At 60.0% G+C, this 22,022-nt stretch carries 20 protein-coding genes and 2 tRNA genes; 9 read left to right on the forward strand and 13 right to left on the reverse strand.

All coding sequences use genetic code 11. The features are described 5' to 3' along the window. The first annotated feature begins 108 nt into the window (after nucleotides 1–108). The gene (locus FLQ44_RS13095; protein WP_147694742.1) at nucleotides 109–1,002 is read left to right on the forward strand and encodes a LysR substrate-binding domain-containing protein; all 894 of its coding nucleotides are present in this window, start codon (nucleotides 109–111) and stop codon (nucleotides 1,000–1,002) included. Between the two features lie 53 nt (nucleotides 1,003–1,055). Here the strand turns inward: FLQ44_RS13095 and FLQ44_RS13100 are convergent. The 10 genes from FLQ44_RS13100 to FLQ44_RS13145 all read right to left on the reverse strand — a co-directional run bounded on the left by FLQ44_RS13100 (nucleotide 1,056) and on the right by FLQ44_RS13145 (nucleotide 8,794). Further along, nucleotides 1,056–1,132: transfer RNA gene (locus FLQ44_RS13100), tRNA-Pro, on the reverse strand. A gap of 30 nt (nucleotides 1,133–1,162) precedes the next feature. Continuing rightward, nucleotides 1,163–1,516 carry a MerR family transcriptional regulator gene (locus tag FLQ44_RS13105; RefSeq protein ID WP_147684291.1) on the reverse strand — a complete coding sequence of 118 codons (354 nt, stop codon included), beginning with the start codon at nucleotides 1,514–1,516 and terminating at the stop codon, nucleotides 1,163–1,165. After that, entirely contained in the window at nucleotides 1,497–1,799 is a 303-nt protein-coding gene (locus FLQ44_RS13110) for an integration host factor subunit alpha (RefSeq protein ID WP_017507008.1), read from the reverse strand. The genes FLQ44_RS13105 and FLQ44_RS13110 overlap by 20 nt, the downstream gene beginning before the upstream one ends. Nucleotides 1,800–1,864: 65 nt before the next feature. After that, nucleotides 1,865–4,225, reverse strand: coding sequence for a phenylalanine--tRNA ligase subunit beta (gene pheT, locus FLQ44_RS13115; protein WP_147694743.1), 2,361 nt, complete (start codon nucleotides 4,223–4,225; stop codon nucleotides 1,865–1,867). A gap of 18 nt (nucleotides 4,226–4,243) precedes the next feature. Next, nucleotides 4,244–5,230 (reverse strand): phenylalanine--tRNA ligase subunit alpha, encoded by a 987-nt coding sequence (gene pheS / locus FLQ44_RS13120; RefSeq protein ID WP_147694744.1) that lies wholly within the window; start codon nucleotides 5,228–5,230, stop codon nucleotides 4,244–4,246. Between the two features lie 120 nt (nucleotides 5,231–5,350). Further along, on the reverse strand, nucleotides 5,351–5,707 hold the full coding sequence (gene rplT, locus FLQ44_RS13125) for a 50S ribosomal protein L20 (RefSeq protein WP_017507005.1): 357 nt from the start codon (nucleotides 5,705–5,707) through the stop codon (nucleotides 5,351–5,353). Nucleotides 5,708–5,720: 13 nt separating this feature from the next. Beyond that, nucleotides 5,721–5,918 carry a 50S ribosomal protein L35 gene (gene rpmI / locus FLQ44_RS13130; RefSeq protein ID WP_017507004.1) on the reverse strand — a complete coding sequence of 66 codons (198 nt, stop codon included), beginning with the start codon at nucleotides 5,916–5,918 and terminating at the stop codon, nucleotides 5,721–5,723. Nucleotides 5,919–6,070: 152 nt separating this feature from the next. After that, a complete protein-coding gene (infC, locus tag FLQ44_RS13135; RefSeq protein WP_439144929.1) occupies nucleotides 6,071–6,610 on the reverse strand; it encodes a translation initiation factor IF-3 in 540 nt (179 codons plus the stop codon). A 16-nt stretch (nucleotides 6,611–6,626) separates the two neighbouring features. After that, nucleotides 6,627–8,528, reverse strand: coding sequence for a threonine--tRNA ligase (gene thrS / locus FLQ44_RS13140; RefSeq protein WP_147694746.1), 1,902 nt, complete (start codon nucleotides 8,526–8,528; stop codon nucleotides 6,627–6,629). A 189-nt stretch (nucleotides 8,529–8,717) separates the two neighbouring features. Next, nucleotides 8,718–8,794 (reverse strand) — tRNA-Val (locus FLQ44_RS13145). 124 nt (nucleotides 8,795–8,918) lie between these two features. Here FLQ44_RS13145 and tgt point away from each other — a divergent pair. The 7 genes from tgt (at nucleotide 8,919) to FLQ44_RS13180 (ending at nucleotide 19,047) form a co-directional block, all read left to right on the forward strand. Next, nucleotides 8,919–10,034, forward strand: coding sequence for a tRNA guanosine(34) transglycosylase Tgt (tgt, locus tag FLQ44_RS13150; protein ID WP_147684510.1), 1,116 nt, complete (start codon nucleotides 8,919–8,921; stop codon nucleotides 10,032–10,034). A 146-nt stretch (nucleotides 10,035–10,180) separates the two neighbouring features. Further along, the gene (gene yajC / locus FLQ44_RS13155) at nucleotides 10,181–10,498 is read left to right on the forward strand and encodes a preprotein translocase subunit YajC (protein ID WP_147694747.1); all 318 of its coding nucleotides are present in this window, start codon (nucleotides 10,181–10,183) and stop codon (nucleotides 10,496–10,498) included. A 43-nt stretch (nucleotides 10,499–10,541) separates the two neighbouring features. Beyond that, the gene (gene secD / locus FLQ44_RS13160; protein WP_147694748.1) at nucleotides 10,542–12,389 is read left to right on the forward strand and encodes a protein translocase subunit SecD; all 1,848 of its coding nucleotides are present in this window, start codon (nucleotides 10,542–10,544) and stop codon (nucleotides 12,387–12,389) included. 11 nt (nucleotides 12,390–12,400) lie between these two features. Continuing rightward, nucleotides 12,401–13,336, forward strand: a complete 936-nt coding sequence (gene secF, locus FLQ44_RS13165; protein WP_147694749.1) for a protein translocase subunit SecF — start codon at nucleotides 12,401–12,403, stop codon at nucleotides 13,334–13,336. A 126-nt stretch (nucleotides 13,337–13,462) separates the two neighbouring features. After that, nucleotides 13,463–14,101: a DedA family protein gene (locus FLQ44_RS13170; RefSeq protein ID WP_206208875.1), complete on the forward strand. Its 639-nt coding sequence runs from the start codon at nucleotides 13,463–13,465 to the stop codon at nucleotides 14,099–14,101. Between the two features lie 226 nt (nucleotides 14,102–14,327). Continuing rightward, nucleotides 14,328–16,229, forward strand: a complete 1,902-nt coding sequence (mutL, locus tag FLQ44_RS13175) for a DNA mismatch repair endonuclease MutL (RefSeq protein ID WP_147694751.1) — start codon at nucleotides 14,328–14,330, stop codon at nucleotides 16,227–16,229. A 67-nt stretch (nucleotides 16,230–16,296) separates the two neighbouring features. Beyond that, nucleotides 16,297–19,047: a M16 family metallopeptidase gene (locus FLQ44_RS13180; RefSeq protein ID WP_170252974.1), complete on the forward strand. Its 2,751-nt coding sequence runs from the start codon at nucleotides 16,297–16,299 to the stop codon at nucleotides 19,045–19,047. A 7-nt stretch (nucleotides 19,048–19,054) separates the two neighbouring features. Here the strand turns inward: FLQ44_RS13180 and FLQ44_RS13185 are convergent, their stop codons facing one another. From FLQ44_RS13185 to rpmB, 3 genes are all read right to left on the reverse strand, one after another. After that, nucleotides 19,055–19,297: a hypothetical protein gene (locus FLQ44_RS13185; RefSeq protein WP_147694753.1), complete on the reverse strand. Its 243-nt coding sequence runs from the start codon at nucleotides 19,295–19,297 to the stop codon at nucleotides 19,055–19,057. Between the two features lie 140 nt (nucleotides 19,298–19,437). Continuing rightward, nucleotides 19,438–19,593 (reverse strand): 50S ribosomal protein L33, encoded by a 156-nt coding sequence (gene rpmG / locus FLQ44_RS13190; RefSeq protein ID WP_017506994.1) that lies wholly within the window; start codon nucleotides 19,591–19,593, stop codon nucleotides 19,438–19,440. 30 nt (nucleotides 19,594–19,623) lie between these two features. Beyond that, the gene (gene rpmB / locus FLQ44_RS13195) at nucleotides 19,624–19,857 is read right to left on the reverse strand and encodes a 50S ribosomal protein L28 (RefSeq protein WP_026107616.1); all 234 of its coding nucleotides are present in this window, start codon (nucleotides 19,855–19,857) and stop codon (nucleotides 19,624–19,626) included. Between the two features lie 476 nt (nucleotides 19,858–20,333). Here rpmB and pyrG point away from each other — a divergent pair, with 476 nt between their 5' ends. Beyond that, nucleotides 20,334–21,974, forward strand: a complete 1,641-nt coding sequence (gene pyrG, locus FLQ44_RS13200; protein ID WP_147684310.1) for a CTP synthase — start codon at nucleotides 20,334–20,336, stop codon at nucleotides 21,972–21,974. Nucleotides 21,975–22,022 lie beyond the last annotated feature (48 nt).

Here is a 22,022-nt window from a genome sequence, read left to right on the forward strand (position 1 = left end):
AAACAGTTTTGTAAGAAAGACTAAGCAAACCAGCACCAAAGCAGTCTAAATGACGCAAGTGGCCGTGAAAATCGATCATTTCTGGCCAGTTCCGTTAGTATGGCTTACATGAATACCCTCCCGCCGCTTTCCGCACTACGCAGCTTCGAAGCCGTGGCACGCCTGGGCAGTGTCAGCCGTGCCGCCACCGAGCTGTGTATTACCCACTCTGCCGTCAGCCAGCAGCTGAAATTGCTGGAAAGCCAGCTGGCCACACCGCTATTCAGCAAGGTTGGCCGCAAGCTGCAGCTGAGCGAGGCCGGGCGCACCTATGCGCTGAAGGTACGGGTAACGCTAGCCGAGCTGGCCGACGCCACCCGCCAGCTGCAGCAGCAAACACCACAACAGCAACTGGTGCTGGCGGTACTGCCGTCTTTTGCCCAGCAGTGGCTGCTGCCGCGCCTGCCCGGCTTTCGGCAACGCTACCCGCAATACAGCCTCACCCTGCACGCCAGCCTGGATATCCAGCCACTGGCGTACGGCCAGATCGATATGGGCATACGCATGGGGCGCGGTGGCTGGCAAGGGCTGCAACAGGAGGCGCTGATGCAGGACCATCTGGTCGTGGTAGCCGCACCGCATTTCCGCCACGGTCAGTTGCCCGCCAGCGCCGAAGACATCGTCGCCAGCCCTATCGTGCATACCGTGGAATCATGGCATGGCTGGTGCCAACAGGCGCAGGTGGCCGAGCCGCCACCGGGTGCGCTGTGGATCAACGACAGCAACCTGCTGTTGGCCGCCGTCCTGCAAGGGGAAGGCTTGGCGCTGATGCGCCACAGCCTGGTAGCACGCCACCTGGCGGATGGGCGGCTGTGCCAGCTTAGCCCGCTCACCGTGCCGCACCCGTCGGCACTCTGGCTGGTCTGGCCACAGCACCCGCAGCTCAGCCAGAAGCAGGCCGACTTTCGCCACTGGCTGCACGGCGAAATCGCCGCCTACCGGCAAGGCCTGCCGGCGGGCTAGAAAACAAAAAAGCCACCCGCGCTGCGGATGGCTTTTTTGCTGAATTGGTTCTTTGGTCGGGGCGAGAAGATTCGAACTTCCGACCCCCTGCACCCCATGCAGGTGCGCTACCAGGCTGCGCTACGCCCCGACTAAAGAGGTGAAAATTATAGAGTCATTTTCACTCTTTGCCAAGCGAAATATCCAGCCAGTCTACAATCGATTGCAGCTCTTTGCGTACTTGCTGGGCAGTCAGCGGTGCCTGCTCGGCACTGCCGCCTTGCAAGCGCTGGCGTGCGCCCTGCAGGGTAAAACCATCGTCGTACAGCAGGTCGCGTATCTTGCGCACCAGCAGTACTTCACCATGCTGGTAATAGCGGCGGTTACCACGGCGCTTGACGTTACGCAGCTCGGAAAACTCCTGCTCCCAGTAACGCAGCACGTGCTGTTTTACACCTGTCAGCTCGCTGACCTCACCGATGGTGAAATAGCGCTTGGCCGGAATCGCCGGCAGCTCAGCCTTGTTTGTCGGCATGATGTTGTTCAACCATTCCCTTGAGTTTCTGACTTGCATGGAAAGTTACCACGCGTCGGGCGGTGATGGGAATCTCTTCCCCGGTTTTCGGGTTACGGCCGGGGCGCTGCGGCTTGTCGCGCAGCTGGAAATTACCGAAACCGGATAGCTTGACGCTGGTACCGGTTTCCAGGGTGGCGCGGATCTCTTCAAAAAAAGACTCCACCATGTCCTTGGCTTCGCGCTTGTTCAGGCCCACCTTGTCAAACAGCAGATCGGCCAACTCGGCTTTGGTCAAAGTCATGACAATTCCTCACTACAACATCAGATAAAACGCCACCCGCCCTGCGGGTGGCCAACAGGGATAAATCAGGCGCGCAACGCGGCACCGGCAGCCTCGGCAGCGGCCAACATGGCGGCCACGGCCTGCTCGACTTCGTCATCGACCAAGGTACGGTCGGCCGCTTGCAGCACGATGCGGAACGCCAGGCTCTTCTTGCCCTCGTCCACGCCCTTGCCGCGGTACACGTCAAACAGCGCCAGCTCGCGCACAAAGGCGCTGGCGGCGGCTTTCATGGCCAGCTGGATGGCGGCGGCGTTCACGTCCTCGGCCACCACCAGCGCCAGGTCACGGCGTACCGGCTGGAACTTACTGACCGCGGCCAGCTGTACGCGGCCAACCTGCTCTACCGCCTCGACTGCCAGCTCGAACAGTACCGGCGCATTGGTCAGGCCATAGGCTTGTACCCACTGCGGGTGTAGCTCGCCCAGCACGCCGACCACGGCGCCACCAAGCAGCACCTCGGCGCAGCGGCCCGGGTGGAAGGCCGGGTGCGCGGCCTTGCGGTATTCCGCCACACGCGGGTACAGCAGGGCTTCTACATCGGCCTTGATGTCATAAAAATCGACACGCTCTGCCTTGCTGCCCCATTGCTCTTCCACGCGGCCGCCGTGTGCCAGGCCAGCCACCACTTCGGGCTGCTGTACGCTGCCGTCGGCCTGCTTGTGGAACACGCGGGCGATCTCGAATACGCGCACACGGCTGTGTTTGCGGTTCAGGTTGGCCGCCAAGGTATCCACCAGGCCGCCAATCAGACTGGAGCGCATTACGCTCATCTGGCTGGCAATCGGGTTGATCAGGCGTACCGGGTTGGCGTTACCGGCAAAGTCGCGCTCCCATTTTTCTTCCACAAACGCGTAGCTAACGATTTCCTGGAAATCGCGGCCAGCCAGCAGGCGGCGCACTTCGCTGCGTACGCGCAGGCCTTCCGGCTGCGGCAGCATGGTTTGTGCGGCCACCGGTGCATCGGCCGGAATATTGTCGTAGCCGTACACGCGGGCAATTTCTTCGATCAGGTCTTCTTCGATCTCGATATCGAAACGGAAGCTCGGTGCAGACACCACAAAACCTGCGTCGTTCTGCTCGAAAGCCAGGCCCAGGCGGGTAAAGATGGCGGCAATCTGCTCGGCCGCCAGCGCCACGCCCAGTACACGGGCCACGCGGGCGGTACGCACCGTTACGCTGCTACGCTGCGGCAGCTGGCCCACGGTTTCGGTCAGCGGGCCGGCTTCGCCACCGCAGATTTCCTGCACCAGCGCGGTAGCGCGCTCGATGGCTTCGGTCTGCAGGGCAAAATCCACGCCGCGTTCGTAGCGGTAGCTGGAGTCGGAACCAAAGCCCAGGGCACGCGCCTTGCCGGCGATGGCTTCGGGCTGGAAGAAGGCGCTTTCCAGGAAGATGTCGCGGCTGGCGGTGGTCACGCCACTGTCCAGGCCACCCATGATGCCGGCGATGGCCAGCGGCTGCTGGTCGTCGGCAATCACCATCAGGTCGGGTGTCAGCGCCACTTCTTTTTCATTGAGGCACACCAGCTTTTCGCCGGCAGCGGCCATGCGCACGGTGATGCCACCATTGATCTTGCCCAGATCAAAGGCGTGCATCGGCTGGCCCTGCTCCAGCAGGATGTAGTTGGTGATGTCCACGATAGCGGAAATGGAACGCAGGCCGGAACGCTCCAGACGGCGCTTCATCCAGTCTGGCGTCGGCGCTGCGGCGTTCACGTTTTTCACCACGCGGCCAACATAGCGGCCACACGGTGCGTTGTCGGCAATGGCGACGGCCAGTTTGCTGTCGGTTTGCGGCGCAACGGCGGCGATATCCCAGGCGGCCAGCGGGCTGCCGGTCAGCGCGGCGACTTCGCGAGCAATACCGCGAATAGACAGGCAATCAGCACGGTTCGGCGTGATTTTCAGCGTGAACAGGCTATCGTCCAGGCCCAGGTAGTCGCGGATAGTCTGGCCTACCGGCGCATCGGCCGGCAGCAGCATCAGGCCGTCTACTTCGTCCGGTACGCCCAGCTCTTTACCGGAGCACAGCATGCCGCCGGATTCCACGCCACGCATCTTGGTGGGCTTGATCTTGAAATCGCCCGGCAGGATGGCGCCTGGCAAGGCGCATGGCACCTTAACGCCCACGGCCACGTTCGGCGCGCCGCACACGATCTGCACCAGCTCGCCGGTGCCCACGTCGACCTTGGTCACGCGCAAGCGGTCGGCGTTTTCGTGCTTTTCACATTCTTTTACTTCGCCCACTACCACACCGGTAAAGGCCGGGGCGGCGGCGGTCACGTCTTCTACTTCCAGGCCTGCCATGGTCAGCAGGTAGGACAGCTCATCGGTGCTCAGCGACGGGTTGACGCGGCTGCGCAGCCATTGTTCGGAAAATTGCATGAGGTCTCTCCGTCGCGATCAGTTGAATTGTTTCAGGAACGTCAGATCGTTCTCGAAGAACAAACGCAGGTCGTTCACGCCATAGCGCAGCATGGCAAAGCGGTCCAGGCCGATACCGAAGGCAAAGCCGGTGTATTTTTCCGGGTCGATACCGACATTGCGCAGCACATTGGGGTGCACCATGCCACTACCGCCCACTTCCAGCCAGCGGCCTTGTTCGTCCAGCACGTCGATCTCGGCCGATGTCTCGGTAAACGGGAAGAACGAGGGGCGGAAGCGCACCTGCATGTCGTCACGCTCGAAGAAGCGGCGCAGAAACTCGGTAATGGTGGCTTTCAGGTCGGCAAAGCTCACGTTCTGGTCGATCCACAGGCCTTCCATCTGATGGAACATCGGCGAGTGGGTGGCGTCGGAGTCCACACGGTACACACGGCCAGGCGCCACGATCTTGATGGGCGGCTGGTGGTCCAGCATGTAGCGCACCTGGATCGGGCTGGTATGCGTGCGCAGTACGTCGCCACCTTCTACATAGAAGGTGTCCTGCATGGCACGTGCGGGGTGGTTTTCCGGGATGTTCAGCGCCTGGAAGTTGTGGAAATCGGTTTCGATTTCCGGGCCATCGGCCACTTCAAAACCCATGGTGGCAAACAGGCTGGTAATGCGTTCCAGCGTGAGGGTAACCGGGTGCAGGCCTGCCGGCGTGGCGCCACGGCCTGGCAGGGTGACATCCAGCGACTCTGCGGCCAACTGTGCCGCCAGTTTGGCGGCGTTAAAACCATCGCGCACTTCGTTGTGGCGGGCTTCAAAAGCCTGCTTGGCGGCGTTGATGGTGGCGCCGGCGGTCTTGCGCTCGTCAGGCGACAGTTTGCCCAGCTGTTTCAGAAGCTCGGTCAGCGCACCACTTTTACCTAGAAAGCGGGCCTTGACCTGTTCCAGTTCAACGAGATCGGTAACAGCATCGAGTGCTGCCAGACCTTCCTTGAGAATCACGTCAACATTGCTCATGGGTCGCACCAGTATGCGTAAGAAAACTGACCGGAACGCAGCCGCTCGAATCAGCATTCTTCATGGGGAGTAAACCGAAAAAAAAGGGAGGCATAAGCCTCCCTTTTTAGTGTCCTGCGATTAAGCGAGGGCGGCTTTCGCTTTTTCAACGATCAGCGCAAATGCCGGCTTATCGAACACGGCCAGATCGGCCAGAACCTTACGGTCGATTTCGATCAGCGCTTTCTTCAGGCCGTTCATGAATTTGCTGTATGGCAGGCCGTTTTCACGAGCAGCTGCGTTGATACGGGCAATCCACAGTTGACGGAACTGACGCTTTTTCTGACGACGGTCGCGGTATGCATATTGACCGGCTTTCATCACCGCCTGTTTGGCGATGCGATAGACGTTCTTGCGACGGCCGCGATAGCCTTTCGCCAGGGCGAGGATTTTCTTGTGACGAGCACGTGCGGTTACACCGCGTTTTACGCGTGGCATTCTTCAGGTCTCCTTAAGCGTAAGGCATCATGGCGCGTACAGACGCCATGTTGGTAGCGTGAACCATAGTGGTACCACGCAGTTGACGTTTGCTCTTGGTGGTTTTCTTGGTCAGGATGTGACGTTTGAAAGCCATGGAGCGTTTAACGCCACCATTGCCCAGCACTTTGAGACGCTTTTTCGCGCTCGATTTGGTTTTCATCTTCGGCATGGAAATCTCCTGCTGAATTTCATTAGATTAGACACAGGGTGGCCACCGGCACTTGAAACCACTGCGTCACGCTTTTGGTGCAAGCCGTTTCCGGCTTACAAAATCAACACGGCAGGCGAACCTGCCGTGTTGAAGTCGATGATTATAACCGATTATTTCTTTTTCGGGGCAATCATCATTACCATCTGGCGACCTTCCAGTTTCGGGAACTGCTCGACAGTCCCTACTTCTGCCAGATCCGCCTCGACACGCTTGAGCAGTGCCAGGCCGATATCCTGGTGAGCCATTTCACGACCGCGGAAACGCAGCGTGATCTTGGCCTTGTCGCCTTCAGTCAGGAAGCGGATCAGGCTACGCAGCTTGACGTTGTAGTCGCCATCGTCCGTACCAGGGCGGAACTTGATTTCCTTAACCTGGATCTGTTTCTGCTTCAGCTTGGCTTCATGCTTCTTTTTGGACTGCTGGTATTTGAACTTACCGTAGTCCATCAGTTTGCACACAGGCGGCTGGGCTGTCGGGGAAATCTCGACCAGATCAACTTCGCGCTCTTCGGCCATCGCCAGTGCATCACGCACGGTCACGATACCGAGTTGTTCGCCTTCTTCACCTACCAAGCGGATTTCACGGCCGGTAATTTCACCGTTGATCCGTGGTTCACGTTCCTGAGCTATAGCAATTACTCCTAAAGAAATTCATCGTATCCGTGCGTTACACCTGCGCCATGGCAGCATCTAGCTGCTGGATGAACGCGTCGAGTGGCATCTGGCCCAGGTCTTCGCCCCGGGCGCGCACGGCAACCAGCCCGCCTTCCATTTCTTTATCGCCGATAACGATCTGATACGGAAGCTTTTGCAGGCTGTGCTCGCGGATTTTATAGCCGATCTTTTCGTTTCTCAAGTCAAGATCAACGCGGTAGCCATGTTTACGCAATGTCGCGGCAACATTCGTGGCGTATTCGGCCTGCGAACCGGTGATATTCATCACCACCATCTGCACCGGTGCCAACCACAGCGGGAAGGCGCCAGCATGGTTTTCGATCAGGATGCCGATAAAGCGCTCCAGCGAACCCAGCACCGCACGATGCAGCATCACCGGACGTTTGCGGCTGTTGTCGTCGGACACGTATTCGGCGTCCAGGCGCTCTGGCAGCACATAATCGAGCTGCAGGGTACCACACTGCCAGGAGCGACCCAGCGCATCCTTGATGTGGTATTCGATTTTCGGGCCATAGAACGCGCCCTCGCCTGGCAGCTCTTCCCACTCGATACCGCAGGCGCGCAGCGCTTCGCGCAGGCCTTCCTCGGCGCGGTTCCAGGTTTCCAGATCGCCGGCGTATTTTTCCGGGCGCAGCGACAGCTTGACCGACACCTTGTCAAAACCGAAGCGCTGGTACACCGACATGGTCAGTTCGTTGAAAGCCTTGGCTTCGCTGATGATCTGGTCTTCGGTACAGAAAATGTGCGCATCGTCCTGTACAAAGCCGCGTACGCGCATGATGCCGTGCAGCGCGCCGGACGGCTCGTTGCGGTGGCAGGCGCCAAACTCGGCCAGGCGCATCGGCAGGTCGCGGTAAGAACGCAGGCCGCTGTTGAACACCTGCACGTGGCCCGGGCAGTTCATCGGCTTCACGGCGTAGTCGCGCTTTTCCGACTCGGTGGTGAACATGCCTTCGCGGTAGTTTTCCCAGTGTCCGGATTTTTCCCACATCACGCGGTCCATCACCATCGGGGTGCGGATTTCCTGATAGCCGGCTGCGGCCAACGTTTTACGCATGTACTGTTCGATGCTCTGCCACAGCGCCCAGCCTTTGGGGTGCCAGAACACCATGCCCGGCGCTTCGTCCTGCAGGTGGAACAGGTCCAGCTGCTTGCCCAGCTTGCGGTGGTCGCGCTTTTCCGCCTCTTCCAGCATGTGCAGGTACTGTTCCAGGTCTTCTTTCTTGGTCCAGGCCGTGCCGTAGATACGCTGCAGCATTTCGTTATTGCTGTCGCCGCGCCAGTAGGCACCGGCTACCTTCATCAGCTTGAATACTTTCAGCTTGCCGGTAGACGGCACGTGCGGGCCACGGCACAGGTCGGTGAACTCGCCTTCACGATACAGGCTCAGTACCTGATCGGCCGGAATGGACGCAATGATCTCGGCCTTGTAGTCCTCGCCGATACCCTTGAAGTAAGCCACGGCGTCGTCACGCGACAGCTCGTAGCGCTCTACCGGAATGTCTTTCTTGGCCAGCTCCTGCATCTTTTTCTCGATGGCCACCAGATCTTCCGGGGTAAACGGGCGCTTATAGGCAAAATCGTAGTAGAAGCCGTTTTCGATTTCCGGGCCGATGGTGACCTGGGCTTCCGGGAACAGCTCTTTTACCGCATAAGCCAGCAAGTGGGCGGTGGAGTGGCGGATGATGGACAGGCCGTCCGCGTCTTTCTCGGTAATGATGGCCAGATCAGCGTTGGCCGCCATACGGTAGGAGGTATCAACCAGTTGGCCGTCCACGCGACCAGCCAGCGCCGCACGCGCAAGACCGGTACCGATGGACGCAGCCACTTCGTACACCGTTACCGGCTGGTCGAAGGAACGGATGGAACCGTCGGGCAGGCGAATGTCAGGCATAGCAACTCCAGCTTAATCAGAAGGTGGACAGACGAAAACCAAAAAAAAAGTGCGGCTCGAGCCGCACTTTTTCGTTTGCATGGAGTATCCCTTTACTGTGTAAAAGGCCCCCGTACTGGCTCGGAATTATCTCGAGGTACGGGTGGTGGTAGTTCGTTTGAACATGGTGATACTCCAATACAGATATTCTGGTAGGCACGATCGGATTCGAACCAACGACCCCCACCATGTCAAGGTGGTGCTCTAACCAACTGAGCTACGTGCCTGTTGTCAGGAATAAAGATATTAGCGGCTAAAGCCCGCGCTGGCAAGCAAACAGCGGGCAATCGCTGGCAGCGGGGTGTATACTGGCGGGCTAATTTTCAGATTCAGATGAATGATATCAAGCACATGCTGAAGTTTACCCTGCACAAAACCTCGGGCGGCGCACGCCGCGGCACGCTGGAGCTCAACCACGGTACGGTAGAAACGCCGGTATTCCAGCCCGTAGGTACCTACGGCTCGGTGAAGGCCATGAGCCCGCACGAGCTGCTGGACATCAAAGCCCAGATCATTCTGGGCAATACCTTCCACCTGTGGCTGCGCCCGGGCCTGGACATCATTGAAAAGTTTGGCGGCCTGCACGAGTTCATTGGCTGGGACAAACCCATTCTTACCGACTCCGGCGGCTTTCAGGTTTTCAGCCTGGGCGCGCTGAACAAGATTACCGAAGAAGGCGTTACCTTCCAGAGCCCGGTCAACGGCGACAAGCTGTTCCTGTCGCCGGAAAAATCCATGGAAATCCAGAAAGTGCTGAACTCGGACATCGTGATGATTTTCGACGAATGCACACCAGGCCAGGTAGACCACGCCACTGCCGCCAAATCCATGCGCATGAGCCTGCGCTGGGCCGAGCGCTCGCGCCGCGCCTTCGACGACCTGAACAACCCTAACGCGCTGTTCGGCATCGTACAAGGCAACCTGTACCGCGACCTGCGCCAAGAGTCGCTGGAAGGCCTGATGAATATCGGCTTTGATGGCATCGCCATTGGCGGCCTGTCGGTGGGCGAGCCCAAGCCCGAGATGTACCGCATGCTGACCGAGCTGAAAGACATGCTGCCGGCCGAAAAGCCGCACTACCTGATGGGTGTGGGCACACCGGAAGACCTGGTGCACGGCGTGGCCAACGGTATCGACATGTTCGACTGCGTGATGCCTACCCGTAACGCGCGCAATGGCTGGATCTTTACCCAGTGGGGCGACATCAAGATCAAGAACGCACGCTACAAGGACGACAAGAAGCCGCTGGACGAGCAATGCGAATGCTACGCCTGCCGCCACTTCAGCCGTGCCTACCTGCACCACCTGCACCGCACCGGCGAAATCCTGGGCGCACGCCTTAATACCATCCACAACCTGCATTACTACCAGGTGCTGATGCAGGAGATGCGCGACGCCATCGACGCCGACCGTTTCGAAGACTGGAAAGCCAGCTTCCACGAACGCCGCGCACGTGGCGTGAACTAAGCTGGAGAACCGACCGGGTTGGCCGCAGTCATAGGCTGTTTGCGGCCAACCTTTAGCACGGTTGGAAAGTAGCCCGGCCGTGGCTACAATGCCCCACTTGCCACAATCATCAACCCACTCGCAACTCGATAAATAGGGAGTCCCGAATGTTTATCCCCCAGGCTTTCGCCAACACCGGCAGCGCAGCGTTTGACTTCATGCAGTTCCTGCCGATGGTCGTGATCTTCATCCTGTTCTGGTTCCTGCTGGTTCGCCCGCAGCAAAAGAAAATGAAAGAACACCAGAAGATGCTGTCCGAAATCGTGAAAGGCGACGAAGTCGTGACCCAGGGTGGCATTATCGGCCGCGTAACAAAATGCGGTGACCAGTACCTGACCGTGGAAATCGCCACCGGCGTGGAAATCAACGTACAGCGCGGTGCCGTCGGTGCCAAGCTGGAAAAAGGCACGCTCAAGTCCCTGTAACCCCCCGGGCCGCCCTGGCGGCCCTTTTCCTGTCAAGCCTTCCATGAACCGCTTCCCGATCTGGAAATACCTACTGATTGCGCTGGTGCTGATCACCGCCACGATCTACACCCTGCCCAATTTCTTTGGCGAAACGCCAGCGGTCCAGATTTCCAGCACGCGCCAGTCCACCCCGGTAGACACCGCGCTGATGGCCCGCATCGAAACCACCCTGAAGCAGCAAGGCATTGCCCCGCAAGGCATCTTCCTGGACGGCACCAGCCTGAAAGTGCGCTTCAAGGACCCGGACACCCAAATCAAGGCACGCGATGCCATCCAGCAGGCGCTGGGTGACACCTACATCATTGCCCTGAACCTGCTACCCGCCTCGCCCGAATGGCTGACCCGCCTGCACGCCAACCCGATGTTCCTGGGCCTGGACTTGCGTGGTGGCGTGCACTTCCTGCTGGAAGTGGACATGCAAGCCGCCGTGGAAAAAACCATGGAACGCTACGCCGGCGATGTACGCCGCGAGCTGAAGGCTGCCAAGATCCGCTACGGCACGATCAAGCGCCAGGGCGATACCACACTAGAAGTACAGCTGCGTGATGCCGACACGCTGAAAGCCGCCGCCGACAAGCTGGCGCGCACCCTGCCTTCGGTCAGCTTTGATAGCGATGACACCAACTTCCGCCTGACGCTGAAACTGAAGCCGGAAGAAATCACCCGCATCCAGAGCGATGCCGTGAAGCAGAACATCACCACCCTGCACAACCGGGTGAACGAGCTAGGCGTGGCCGAGCCGGTGATCCAGCAAGCCGGCCCTAGCCGCATTGTGGTGCAGCTGCCAGGCGTGCAGGACACCGCCAAAGCCAAGGACATTCTGGGCCGTACCGCCACGCTGCAAGTACGCATGGTGGAAGACGACCCGGGCAAAGTGGCCGAAGCCCTGGCTGGCAATACCCCGGCCGGCTACGAGCTGCTGGACGAAGTGACCTCGCGCGGCACCGGCAAGATCCTGCTGAAAAAAGATGTCGAGCTCACCGGCGACAACATCAACTCCGCCCAGCCAGGCTTTGACCAGAACGGTGGCGCCTCGGTCGATATCGGCCTGGACAGCACCGGCGCCGAAATCTTCCGCACGCTGACAGCCGAAAGCATCGGCAAGCGCATGGCCATGGTGCTGGTAGAGAAAAACCGCAGCGAAGTGGTAACGGCACCGGTGATCCGCAGTGAAATCGGCGGTGGCCGCGTACAGATCTCCGGCAGCATGAACCCGGCCGAAGCCAACGACGTGGCCCTGCTGCTGCGCGCCGGCTCGCTGGCGGCACCGATGAACATCATCGAAGAACGCACCATCGGCCCGAGCCTGGGTAAGGAAAACATCGAAAAAGGCTTCCACTCCACCCTGTGGGGCTTTGCTGCCATCGCCGTGTTCATGGCGATCTACTACGGTGTATTCGGGGTGATCTCGGTGATTTCGCTGGCGGCCAACCTGTTCATGCTGGTGGCACTGCTGTCCATGCTGCAGGCCACGCTGACCCTGCCGGGTATTGCCGCGATCGCGCTGACACTGGGTATGGCCATCGACGCCAACGTGCTGATCAACGAGCGTATCCGCGAAGAGCTGCGTAACGGCGTGCCGCCGCAGTCGGCCATTCAGGCAGGCTATGGCCACGCCTGGGCCACCATTCTGGATTCGAACGTCACCACGCTGATCGCCGGCCTGGCGCTGCTGATCTTCGGCTCCGGCCCGGTACGCGGCTTTGCCGTGGTGCACTGCCTGGGCATCATGACCTCCATGTTCTCTGCGGTACTGGTATCGCGTGCCGTGGTTAACCTGTGGTACGGCCGCCGCCGTCGCCTGACGTCGATCTCCATCGGCCAGGTATGGAAGCCGGACAACAAATAAGGATCTGAGAGATGGAGTTTTTCCGCATCAAACGGGATATCCCGTTCATGAGCTACGGCAAGCTCACCACCACCATTTCGCTGGTGACGTTTATCTTGGCCGTGGTGTTCCTGTTTACCAAGGGCCTGAACCTGTCGGTGGAGTTCACCGGCGGTACCGTCATGGAAGTGCAGTACCAGCAAGCGGCCAACCTAGGGGATATCCGCCACCGCGTGGAAACCCTGAAGGTCGGCGAGGTACAGGTACAAAGCCTGGGCACCAGCCGCGACGTGCTGATCCGCCTGCCTAGCAAGGCAGGTACCAGCTCGGCCAAGCTGTCCGAGCAGGTAATGGGCCTGCTGAAAGCTGGCGATGCCAGCGTGCAGCTGCGCAAGGTGGAGTTTGTCGGCCCCAGCGTAGGTGAAGAGCTGGTCAGTAGCGGCCTCACCGCCATCCTGCTGGTGTGCGTGGGTATCGTGATCTACCTGGCCATCCGCTTTGAATGGCGCCTGGCGCTGTCGGCCATTATTGCCAACATGCACGACGTGGTGATCATCCTGGGCTGCTTTGCGCTGTTCCAGTGGGAGTTCAGCCTGACCGTGCTGGCCGGCGTGCTGGCGGTACTGGGCTACTCGGTGAACGAATCGGTGGTGGTATTCGACCGTATCCGTGAAAACTTCCGCCGCCCGGCCATGCGTGGCAAGAGCACCGCAGCGGTGATCGACAACGCCATTACCGCTACCATGAGCCGTACCTTCATCACCCACGGCTCGACCGAAACCATGGTGCTGTCCATGCTGCTGTTCGGCGGCCCGGCACTGCACGGCTTTGCCATGGCGCTGACCATCGGCATCGTGTTCGGTATTTACTCGTCGGTACTGGTCGCCAGCCCGCTGGCGCTGGCGCTGGGCACCAAGCGCGAGCATATGGTGAAAATCGTGAAGCCGAAAGAAGAAGCGGTGGTGTAAAGCCCTGCTGCACAACGCAATAAAAGGTTGGCCGCACTATGCGGCCAACCTTGTTACGGTGCCTGACAAAGCCGGGTTGCCATCACAGCCCTGCCCTGCCAGCCACTGCGAAACAAGACCATGGAACTGATTACTTTCCTGATCGACTTCATCCTGCACATCGATACCCATCTGGCCACCCTGGCGGCCAACTATGGGCCATGGATTTATTTCATCCTGTTCCTGATCGTGTTCTGCGAAACCGGCCTGGTGGTAACACCTTTTCTACCCGGCGACTCGCTGCTGTTCGTGGCAGGTGCCCTGGCTGCCATGGGCCAGATGAACGTCCACCTGCTGGTGGCCCTGCTGATCGTGGCCGCCATTCTGGGCGATGGCGTCAATTACACCATTGGCCGCCACGCCGGCATGACACTGTTTGCGCGCTTTCCGCGCCTGCTCAAGCAGTCTTACCTGGACAAAACGCACGCTTTTTACGAAAAACACGGCGGCAAAACCATCATCTTTGCCCGCTTTGTACCCATCGTGCGCACCTTTGCGCCGTTTGTGGCCGGTATCGGCCGCATGGAATACCGCCAGTTCCTGAGCTACAACGTGATCGGCGCGCTGCTGTGGGTGATCGGCTTTACCTATGCCGGCTTCTTCTTTGGCAACCTGCCGTTTGTACGCAAAAACCTGGAATACCTGATCTTCGGCATCATCATCGTCTCCATACTGCCAGGCATCATCGAAGTGATACGCCACCGCCGGGCGGCAGGCAAAGCCTGATTTTTGCCACGAAAACCACCAAATCCTTTAGCCACAGAAACATACGAAAAGCACGGAAACACACTACGGGCCTGGCAAGCAGCGGACTGGCACCACCAGCCGGCTACACCCGATACACCTTTCGTGTTGTTTCGTGGTTTTTGTAGCCGCAGACGTACTTTCCGTGTCTTTCGTGGCCAAAAATGTTTTTGATTTTCTTTTTGTTGCCAACCTAGAGCTTCAGCGCATGAAACGCATCCAGAAACTGCCCGACCACCTGGTTAACCAGATCGCCGCCGGCGAGGTAGTAGAGCGCCCGGCATCGGCACTGAAAGAAATGCTGGAAAACAGCCTGGATGCCGGCGCCAGCAAAATCACCGTGGACCTGGCCCAGGGCGGCATCAAGCTGATTCGCGTTACCGACAACGGTAGCGGCATGGCTGCCGAAGACCTGCCGCTGGCGCTAGACCGCCACGCCACCAGCAAGATCAGCAGCCTGGACGACCTGGAAAGCGTCTCCACACTGGGTTTTCGCGGTGAGGGGCTGGCCAGCGTGGCCTCGGTGTCGCGCCTGACGCTCACCAGCCGCCCGCACGACGCCGAACACGCACATCAGATTATTGCCATCGATGGCACCCTGCACCCGGTAGAGCCCGCTGCACACCCGGCCGGTACCAGCGTGGAGGTGGTGGACCTGTACTTCAACACCCCGGCGCGGCGCAAATTCCTGAAAAGCGATAACACCGAATACGCCCACTGCGCCGCCACCTTCGAACGCATCGCCCTGGCGCACCCGCAGGTGGAGTTCACCCTGCGCCATAACGGCAAGGTGGTGTGGCGCCTGCCGCAGCAAACGGTAGCCGAACGCGTCGGCGCGCTGCTGGGCAAAGACTTTGTCGAGGCGGCGTTACCGCTGGATACGCAGGCCGCCGGCCTGGGGCTCACCGGCTTTGTGGCCAGCCCTACCTATTCTAAAGCTAGCCGTGACGCACAGTATTTCTTTGTCAACGGCCGTTTCGTGCGCGACAAAACCGCCCAGCACGCGCTGCGCCAAGCCTACCGTGACGTACTGCACCACGAGCGCCACCCGGCCTACGCGCTGTTTTTCACGCTGGACCCGGCCGGGGTAGACGTGAACGTGCACCCCACCAAGATCGAGGTGCGCTTTCGCGAGAGCCAGGCCATCCACCAGTTCTTGTTCCACAGCGTGCACCGTGCCCTGGCCAGCACCACCGCTGGCGCCAGCCCTGCGGTACAGCTGCACGATCAGCCTGCAGGCGAGCCTGGCGCCACCGCCGCCGCCCCGGCAGGTATCGCACCCATAGGCCAGCAAGCCAGCCTGCTGCCACCACGCCCTGCGGCCAACGTTGGCCGCACGCCGCTACCGCAAACCTACCGCTACGAGCAGCAGAGCATCCCGCTGCACGTGGCGCGCGAAGCCATCGGCGTGTACGACAAACAGTTTGCCGGCCTGCGCGACGAAGAGCGGCAGCCAGCCGCCTCGTTCGTGCCTGCCCTGAATGCGGCCAACCCGCCCGTGGCACTGCCCGCCGCCAGCGACGGCATTCCGCCGCTGGGCTTTGCCCTGGCACAGCTGCACGGCGTATACATCCTGAGCCAATGCGAGGACGGGCTGATCGTGGTGGACATGCACGCCGCGCACGAGCGCATCGTGTACGAACGCCTGAAAACCGCGCTGGAGGCCGACGCCATCCCCATGCAGCCGCTGCTGCTGCCGGTGTCGTTTGCCGCCGACCGTTTCGAGGTAGCCACGGTAGAAGAACACGCCGAAGACATGCAGCGCCTGGGTGTGGAGCTAGCCGTGCTCTCGCCCACGCAGATCGCCGTGCGCGGTATGCCGGTGTGGCTGAAAGAAGGCAATGCGGTAGAGCTGGCCCGCGCCGTGCTGAAAGACGTGCGCGAGCACGGCCTCACCCAGGTCATGACCGAGCGCCGCAACGAGCTGCTGGCCACCATGGCCTGCCACGGCGCAGTCCGCGCCAACCGTCAGCTCACCCTGCCGGAGATGAACGCCCTGCTGCGCGACATGGAAGCCACCGAACGCTCCGGCCAGTGCAACCACGGCCGCCCCACCTGGAGCCGGCTGGGCATGCGCGACCTGGATGCCCTGTTCATGCGAGGGCAATAAAACAGCGCCATTGTCATTTTTCAAGTGGGCATGGATACTGATACGCTTTCCCACGCCATCATTTGCCATGCTCCGCTCCCCCATCCACATCGCCGTGCTACTGGCCATGCTGGCCGGCAGCCATCCCGCCCTGGCCGCACCAGCCACACCACCCGCTGTCACAACCGCAGCCAACGCCCCGGCCCTGCAACGGGAAAGCGAGGGTGTGCGCGAGTTTCGTCTCGATAACGGCCTCCGCATCTTGCTGCTAAACGATGCCAGTGCCGACAAGACGCTGGTCAATCTCAGCTACCACGTCGGCAGCCGCCACGAAAACTATGGCGAGAGCGGGCTGGCGCATATCCTGGAACACATGCTGTTCCGCGGCACCACCACCCTGCCCGCCGAAAAGCGCGAGCTGGAAATGACGCATCGCGGCATCAGCGGCAACGCCACCACCAATCCGGATGTCACCCAGTACTTCCAGACTTTTGCCTCCAATGCTGACACCCTGAACTGGGTGCTGCAGATGGAAGCCGACCGCATGCGCCACGCCACCATCACCAGCGACGCCCTGGCGATAGAAATGAAAGTGGTACGCAATGAAATGGAGCGTGGCGAGAATAAGCCGGCACGCATGCTGCAGCAAAAGATGCTGGCCGTGGCCTACGACTGGCACGGCTATGGCCGCAGCACCATCGGCGCCCGCAGTGATGTGGAACAGATTGTCCCGCCCGCCATGCGACAGTTTTACGACCGCTACTACCAGCCCGACAACGCTACCTTGATCGTGGCAGGCCGCTTCGATGAAGCCGCGGTGCTGCAGGCCATCCAGCGCAGCTTCGGCCCCATTCCCCGCCCGGCCCGGCAACTTGCCGACACGCATACAAGAGAGCCCGCCCAGGAAGGCCCACGCGAAGTCACTCTGCGCCGCAAAGGTGGCAACCCGCTGCTGGCGGTGCTGTATCACATTCCGGCTGCCAGCCACCCGGACGCCGCACCGTTGGCCGTGCTGGCAAACATGCTGACCCGCGGCCCAGACAGCCTGCTGGGCGACAACCTGCTCGACCGTGAGCTGGCCGAGTACGTGGGCCAGTGGCGCGGCGAAAGCCGCGAGCCGGACTACCTGCTGTTCTTTGTCGAACTCTCGCAGAAGCACAACGTGGAAAAGGCACGCAACGTGCTGCTGGAACAGCTGGAACAGCAAGCCGCAGCCCGCCTGAAGGAAGAGGACATCCGCCTGGCCAAACAAAGCCTGCTGAACGAGATGGAACGCAACGAAATCCGCATCAGCGCCTTCGGCCAGACACTGGCCGACTTCCAGGCACTGGGCGACTGGCGCATGTACTTTGCCTTCCGCGACCAGCTGGAAAAGGTCACTGCAGACGATCTGCGCCGCGTAGCCAAGGCCTATCTGAACGAGAACAACCGCACCCTCGGTTACTACCAGCCGGTAAAAGACAACACCGCTATCCCGATACCGGAACAGGACGGCAAGCCTAACCTCGATCAGCTCGACAATCGCCCCCTGCGTGTCAGCGGGGAAGCATTTGAAGCGAATGCGGCCAACCTTATGTCACGGGTACAAAACCGCACGCTGGAAAACGGCATGCGCGTACACATGCTGCCCCGCAGTACCCGCCTGGGCGCAGTGCGCGCACGCCTGATCGTGCCATTCGGCTCGGCAGAAAGCCTGCAGGGGCGCACCATGCAGGCCGAGCTACTGGCGGACATGCTACGTGGCGGCGCGGAAGGCATGCGCAGCGGCGAAATCAGCACCCGCCTCAACAAGCTGAAAGCCACCATCCATGCCAAATCGCGCGGCAATGCCGCCGTGCAGTTTGATATCAGCGCCCGCCGCGACACGCTGGCCGATACGCTGGACATCGTGCATCGCATGCTGAACTTCCAGGATCTGCCGTCGTACCGCTTCAAATACGTGCAGGATAGCTGGATCGCCGACCTGCAAGCGGAAGAGAGCCATACCGGGGATCAAGCCGACAATGTGCTGGAAGCCCTGCTGGACCCGTACCCTGCCGGCGACATCCGCCACACGCCAAACCACACCGAAAAGCTGCAAGCCGTACGCGAGATGTCAGTAGACGACTTGGTCAGCATCAACCGCAAGATGCTGGCGTTTTCCGACGCCAGCCTCAGCATTACCGGCGATGTCGACCCCGACTCGCTGACGCCGGTACTGCAACTGATGGGCCGCCCGCGCGGCCAGCAGCCCTACCACCGGATCAGCACACCGTATCAAGCCAGTGTGGCCAGCACCCGGGTCCTGGCTATCCCCGGCAAAGCCAGCGCCGACTACCGCGCCGGCATCAAGCTGCAGCTGAATGTACAGGATGAGGATATGCCGGCCATCGCCATTGCCAGTTACATCCTGGGCGAAGACGGCAATGCACGGCTATGGCAACGGCTGCGCAATCAGGAAGGGCTTTCTTACAGCGCCAGCAGCGCACTGGTACCGGACTGGACCGACGACCGCAACAGCGCCCTGTACCTGCAAGCCAGCTTTCCACCGCAGCAACGCAGCAAACTGGCCAGTGCTATCAGCGAAGAAATGCAGCGTTTCTGGGAAAATGGCATCACCGCAGAGGAGTTGCAGCGTGCCAAGATCGGGCTACGGCAGGAAGCCGCCAAAGACTGGAGCGAAGAAAGCTGGCAGCTGGCCATGCTCAGCCGGCTGCCACGCCAGAAACTGGACTTCATCGCCTACCAGCGCCTGCTGGACCAGCTAGACACACAAACGCTGGCGCAGGTGAATGCTGCCATTCGCCGGCACCTGTCACCCACCAAGCTGGTACAGGTGTTGGCCGGCAGTTTCGACTAGCCCGCTATCAGGGAGCAGGCGTGCATACCGCGCCAGCCGGGCAAGCCGGCGGGGTCGGCGCGCTACTGGCGGCATTGGCCGCAGCTTTCACACCGGCGGCGGTGACATCCACCGCCGCGCCTACCACCGTCGCGCCGACAGACACGGCGGTAGAAGCTACCGACACGGCGGCACTGGCCACGGACACGGCCGCGCAGCCACTCAATTGCCCGCAGGCAAGCAACACCATACCAAACACACCGTAGCGCATGATCTACCCCTTGATTGAACTGGCATCATTGTACGAACTACCGCGATGGTAACGCACAAAAAAACAAACCCCCAGCCTAGGCCGGGGGTTTGTTATCAACAGGTGCGCTCCCGAAGGAGCACCACCGTAAAGAAGCCAAATTATTTCAGTTTGGTTTCTTTGTACAGAACATGCTTGCGGGCAACGGGATCAAACTTTTTGATCTCCATTTTTTCCGGCATGGTGCGCTTGTTCTTGGTGGTGGTGTAGAAATGACCAGTACCTGCAGTCGATTCCAGTTTGATCTTGTCGCGCATGGCTAATCCTTAAGCTTCGGTCGAGTTAAATTACAGTTCGCCGCGAGCACGCAGGTCGGCCAGAACTGCATCAATGCCTACCTTGTCAATAGTACGCAGAGCAGCGTTGGAGATACGCAGACGTACCCAACGGTTTTCGCTCTCTACCCAGAACTTGCGATACTGCAGGTTCGGCAGAAAACGACGCTTAGTTTTGTTATTGGCGTGGGACACATTGTTCCCGGTCATCGGACGCTTGCCGGTGACTTTGCAAACACGCGCCATGGTTAATCACTCCCAAAAGCCGGTAAAAGAAAGACTTATACCATATTAAGAGGCCCCGATACAAGCACCCGCCACGGCAATTACATGCTGCAGCGGTAAGCTGTTGCCAGAACCCCAACCCAAAGTGAGGCGGATGATACCGCATTGCGGCTGGTAGCGCAGCAAAAAACTGCAAGCAAAGTACGCCACACAGGCGGCTGCATAGCCGGCAAAAAGACAAGACAAGCAAAGACTTACCCCTGCAGCCCGCGCAACCAGCGCCGCCATGACATGGCACGCGCACCGCCCGGCCACCTGTGCTGGCGCCACCGAGCACACGTTCTATACTGCCGCCAAGCCTGCCTGCCCCATCACACATGCACCACGCATGGGAAACAGGCACGACAGTTGAATAGATTGCGATGAAGGCACCTTGCCCCATTCAAAAAAAGGTGGCTTTCGGTTAAAATCCCGGATTCTCATAGAGCCGTAATCCCATGACCAAGTACATCTTCGTTACCGGTGGCGTGGTGTCCTCCTTAGGCAAGGGCATCGCCGCCGCGTCCATCGCCGCCATTCTTGAGTCCCGCGGGCTCAAAGTCACCATGCTGAAGCTGGATCCGTACATCAACGTTGATCCGGGCACCATGAGCCCCTTCCAGCACGGTGAGGTTTTCGTCACCGAAGACGGCGCCGAGACCGACCTCGACCTTGGCCATTACGAGCGCTTCATCCACGCCAAGATGAAGAAAAGCAATAACTTCACCACTGGCCAGATTTACGAGTCCGTGATCACCAAGGAGCGCCGTGGCGACTACCTGGGTGGCACCGTGCAGGTTATTCCGCACATCACCGACGAGATCAAGCTGAAAGTGCGTGAAGGCGCAGGTGATGTTGACGTCGCCATCGTGGAAATCGGCGGCACCGTTGGCGATATCGAATCGCTGCCGTTCCTGGAAGCCATCCGCCAGATGCGCTCCAACCTGGGCCGCAAGAACACCCTGTTCGTGCACCTGTCCTACGTGCCCTACATTGCCACCGCTGGCGAGATCAAGACCAAGCCGACCCAGCACTCGGTAAAAGAAATGCGCGAGATCGGCATTCAGCCGGACATCCTGCTGTGCCGTATGGACCGCGAGCTGCCGGAAGACGAAAAGCGCAAGATCGCCCTGTTCTGCAACGTAGAAGAAAACGCCGTGATCGGCTGCTACGACGCAGACTCCATCTACAAAGTGCCAGCCATGCTGCACGGCCAGGGCATCGACACCATCATCGCCGAACAGCTGCAACTGGACCTGCCAGCGGCTGACCTGAGCGTGTGGAACGGCATCATCGACGCGATCGAAAACCCGGACCACACCGTGAATATCGCCATGGTGGGCAAGTACGTTGACCTGACCGAATCGTACAAATCGCTGTCCGAGGCACTGAAACACGCTGGCGTGCACACGCGCACCAACGTCAACATCATCTATGTTGATTCCGAAGAGATCGAGCGCGATGGCGCAGAATCGCTGAAAGACATGGACGCCATCCTGGTACCGGGCGGCTTTGGCAAGCGCGGCGTGGAAGGCAAGATCAAGGCGGTAAAGTTTGCCCGCGAGAACAATATCCCTTACCTGGGTATCTGTCTGGGCATGCAGATCGCGCTGATCGAATACGCCCGTGACGTAGCCGGCATGCAGGGCGCCAACTCTACCGAGTTCGACCTGGAAACCGACTACCCGGTGGTGGCGCTGATCGACGAGTGGGTCAACCACGACGGCAAGATCGAAAAACGCGACGAAAACTCCAATATGGGCGGCACCATGCGCCTGGGTAGCCAGCAGTGCGACCTGACCGCAGGTTCGCTGGCGGCACGCGTGTACGGCAACACCGAAATCACCGAGCGTCACCGTCACCGCTACGAAGTGAACAACCACTACGTACAGCGCCTGTCGGAAGCCGGCCTGACCATCAGCGGTGTTTCCGCCGGTCACGAGAAACTGGTTGAAACCATCGAGCTGGCTAACCACCGCTGGTTCTTTGCCTGCCAGTTCCACCCGGAATTCACTTCCACCCCGCGTGATGGCCACCCGCTGTTCATTGCCTATGTGAAGGCAGCGCTGGCACATCAGCAGGACAAAGCCAAGGCTTGATAAGCGTTTTGCCTTATTCCGCCTGTTAACGGTTGGCCGCAGCTCATG

Source organism: Vogesella mureinivorans (assembly GCF_007644035.1).
GTDB classification, from domain to species: domain Bacteria; phylum Pseudomonadota; class Gammaproteobacteria; order Burkholderiales; family Chromobacteriaceae; genus Vogesella; species Vogesella mureinivorans.

Excerpts from the sequence above, each read along its gene's own strand:
- FLQ44_RS13095 (WP_147694742.1), top strand. The coding sequence starts at position 109 with ATGAATACCCTCCCGCCGCTTTCCGCACTACGCAGCTTCGAAGCCGTG.
- FLQ44_RS13105 (WP_147684291.1), bottom strand. The coding sequence starts at position 1,516 with ATGCCGACAAACAAGGCTGAGCTGCCGGCGATTCCGGCCAAGCGCTAT.
- FLQ44_RS13110 (WP_017507008.1), bottom strand. The coding sequence starts at position 1,799 with ATGACTTTGACCAAAGCCGAGTTGGCCGATCTGCTGTTTGACAAGGTG.
- pheT (WP_147694743.1), bottom strand. The coding sequence starts at position 4,225 with ATGCAATTTTCCGAACAATGGCTGCGCAGCCGCGTCAACCCGTCGCTG.
- pheS (WP_147694744.1), bottom strand. The coding sequence starts at position 5,230 with ATGAGCAATGTTGACGTGATTCTCAAGGAAGGTCTGGCAGCACTCGAT.
- rplT (WP_017507005.1), bottom strand. The coding sequence starts at position 5,707 with ATGCCACGCGTAAAACGCGGTGTAACCGCACGTGCTCGTCACAAGAAA.
- rpmI (WP_017507004.1), bottom strand. The coding sequence starts at position 5,918 with ATGCCGAAGATGAAAACCAAATCGAGCGCGAAAAAGCGTCTCAAAGTG.
- thrS (WP_147694746.1), bottom strand. The coding sequence starts at position 8,528 with ATGCCTGACATTCGCCTGCCCGACGGTTCCATCCGTTCCTTCGACCAG.
- tgt (WP_147684510.1), top strand. The coding sequence starts at position 8,919 with ATGCTGAAGTTTACCCTGCACAAAACCTCGGGCGGCGCACGCCGCGGC.
- yajC (WP_147694747.1), top strand. The coding sequence starts at position 10,181 with ATGTTTATCCCCCAGGCTTTCGCCAACACCGGCAGCGCAGCGTTTGAC.
- secD (WP_147694748.1), top strand. The coding sequence starts at position 10,542 with ATGAACCGCTTCCCGATCTGGAAATACCTACTGATTGCGCTGGTGCTG.
- secF (WP_147694749.1), top strand. The coding sequence starts at position 12,401 with ATGGAGTTTTTCCGCATCAAACGGGATATCCCGTTCATGAGCTACGGC.
- mutL (WP_147694751.1), top strand. The coding sequence starts at position 14,328 with ATGAAACGCATCCAGAAACTGCCCGACCACCTGGTTAACCAGATCGCC.
- FLQ44_RS13180 (WP_170252974.1), top strand. The coding sequence starts at position 16,297 with ATGCTCCGCTCCCCCATCCACATCGCCGTGCTACTGGCCATGCTGGCC.
- FLQ44_RS13185 (WP_147694753.1), bottom strand. The coding sequence starts at position 19,297 with ATGCGCTACGGTGTGTTTGGTATGGTGTTGCTTGCCTGCGGGCAATTG.
- rpmG (WP_017506994.1), bottom strand. The coding sequence starts at position 19,593 with ATGCGCGACAAGATCAAACTGGAATCGACTGCAGGTACTGGTCATTTC.
- rpmB (WP_026107616.1), bottom strand. The coding sequence starts at position 19,857 with ATGGCGCGTGTTTGCAAAGTCACCGGCAAGCGTCCGATGACCGGGAAC.
- pyrG (WP_147684310.1), top strand. The coding sequence starts at position 20,334 with ATGACCAAGTACATCTTCGTTACCGGTGGCGTGGTGTCCTCCTTAGGC.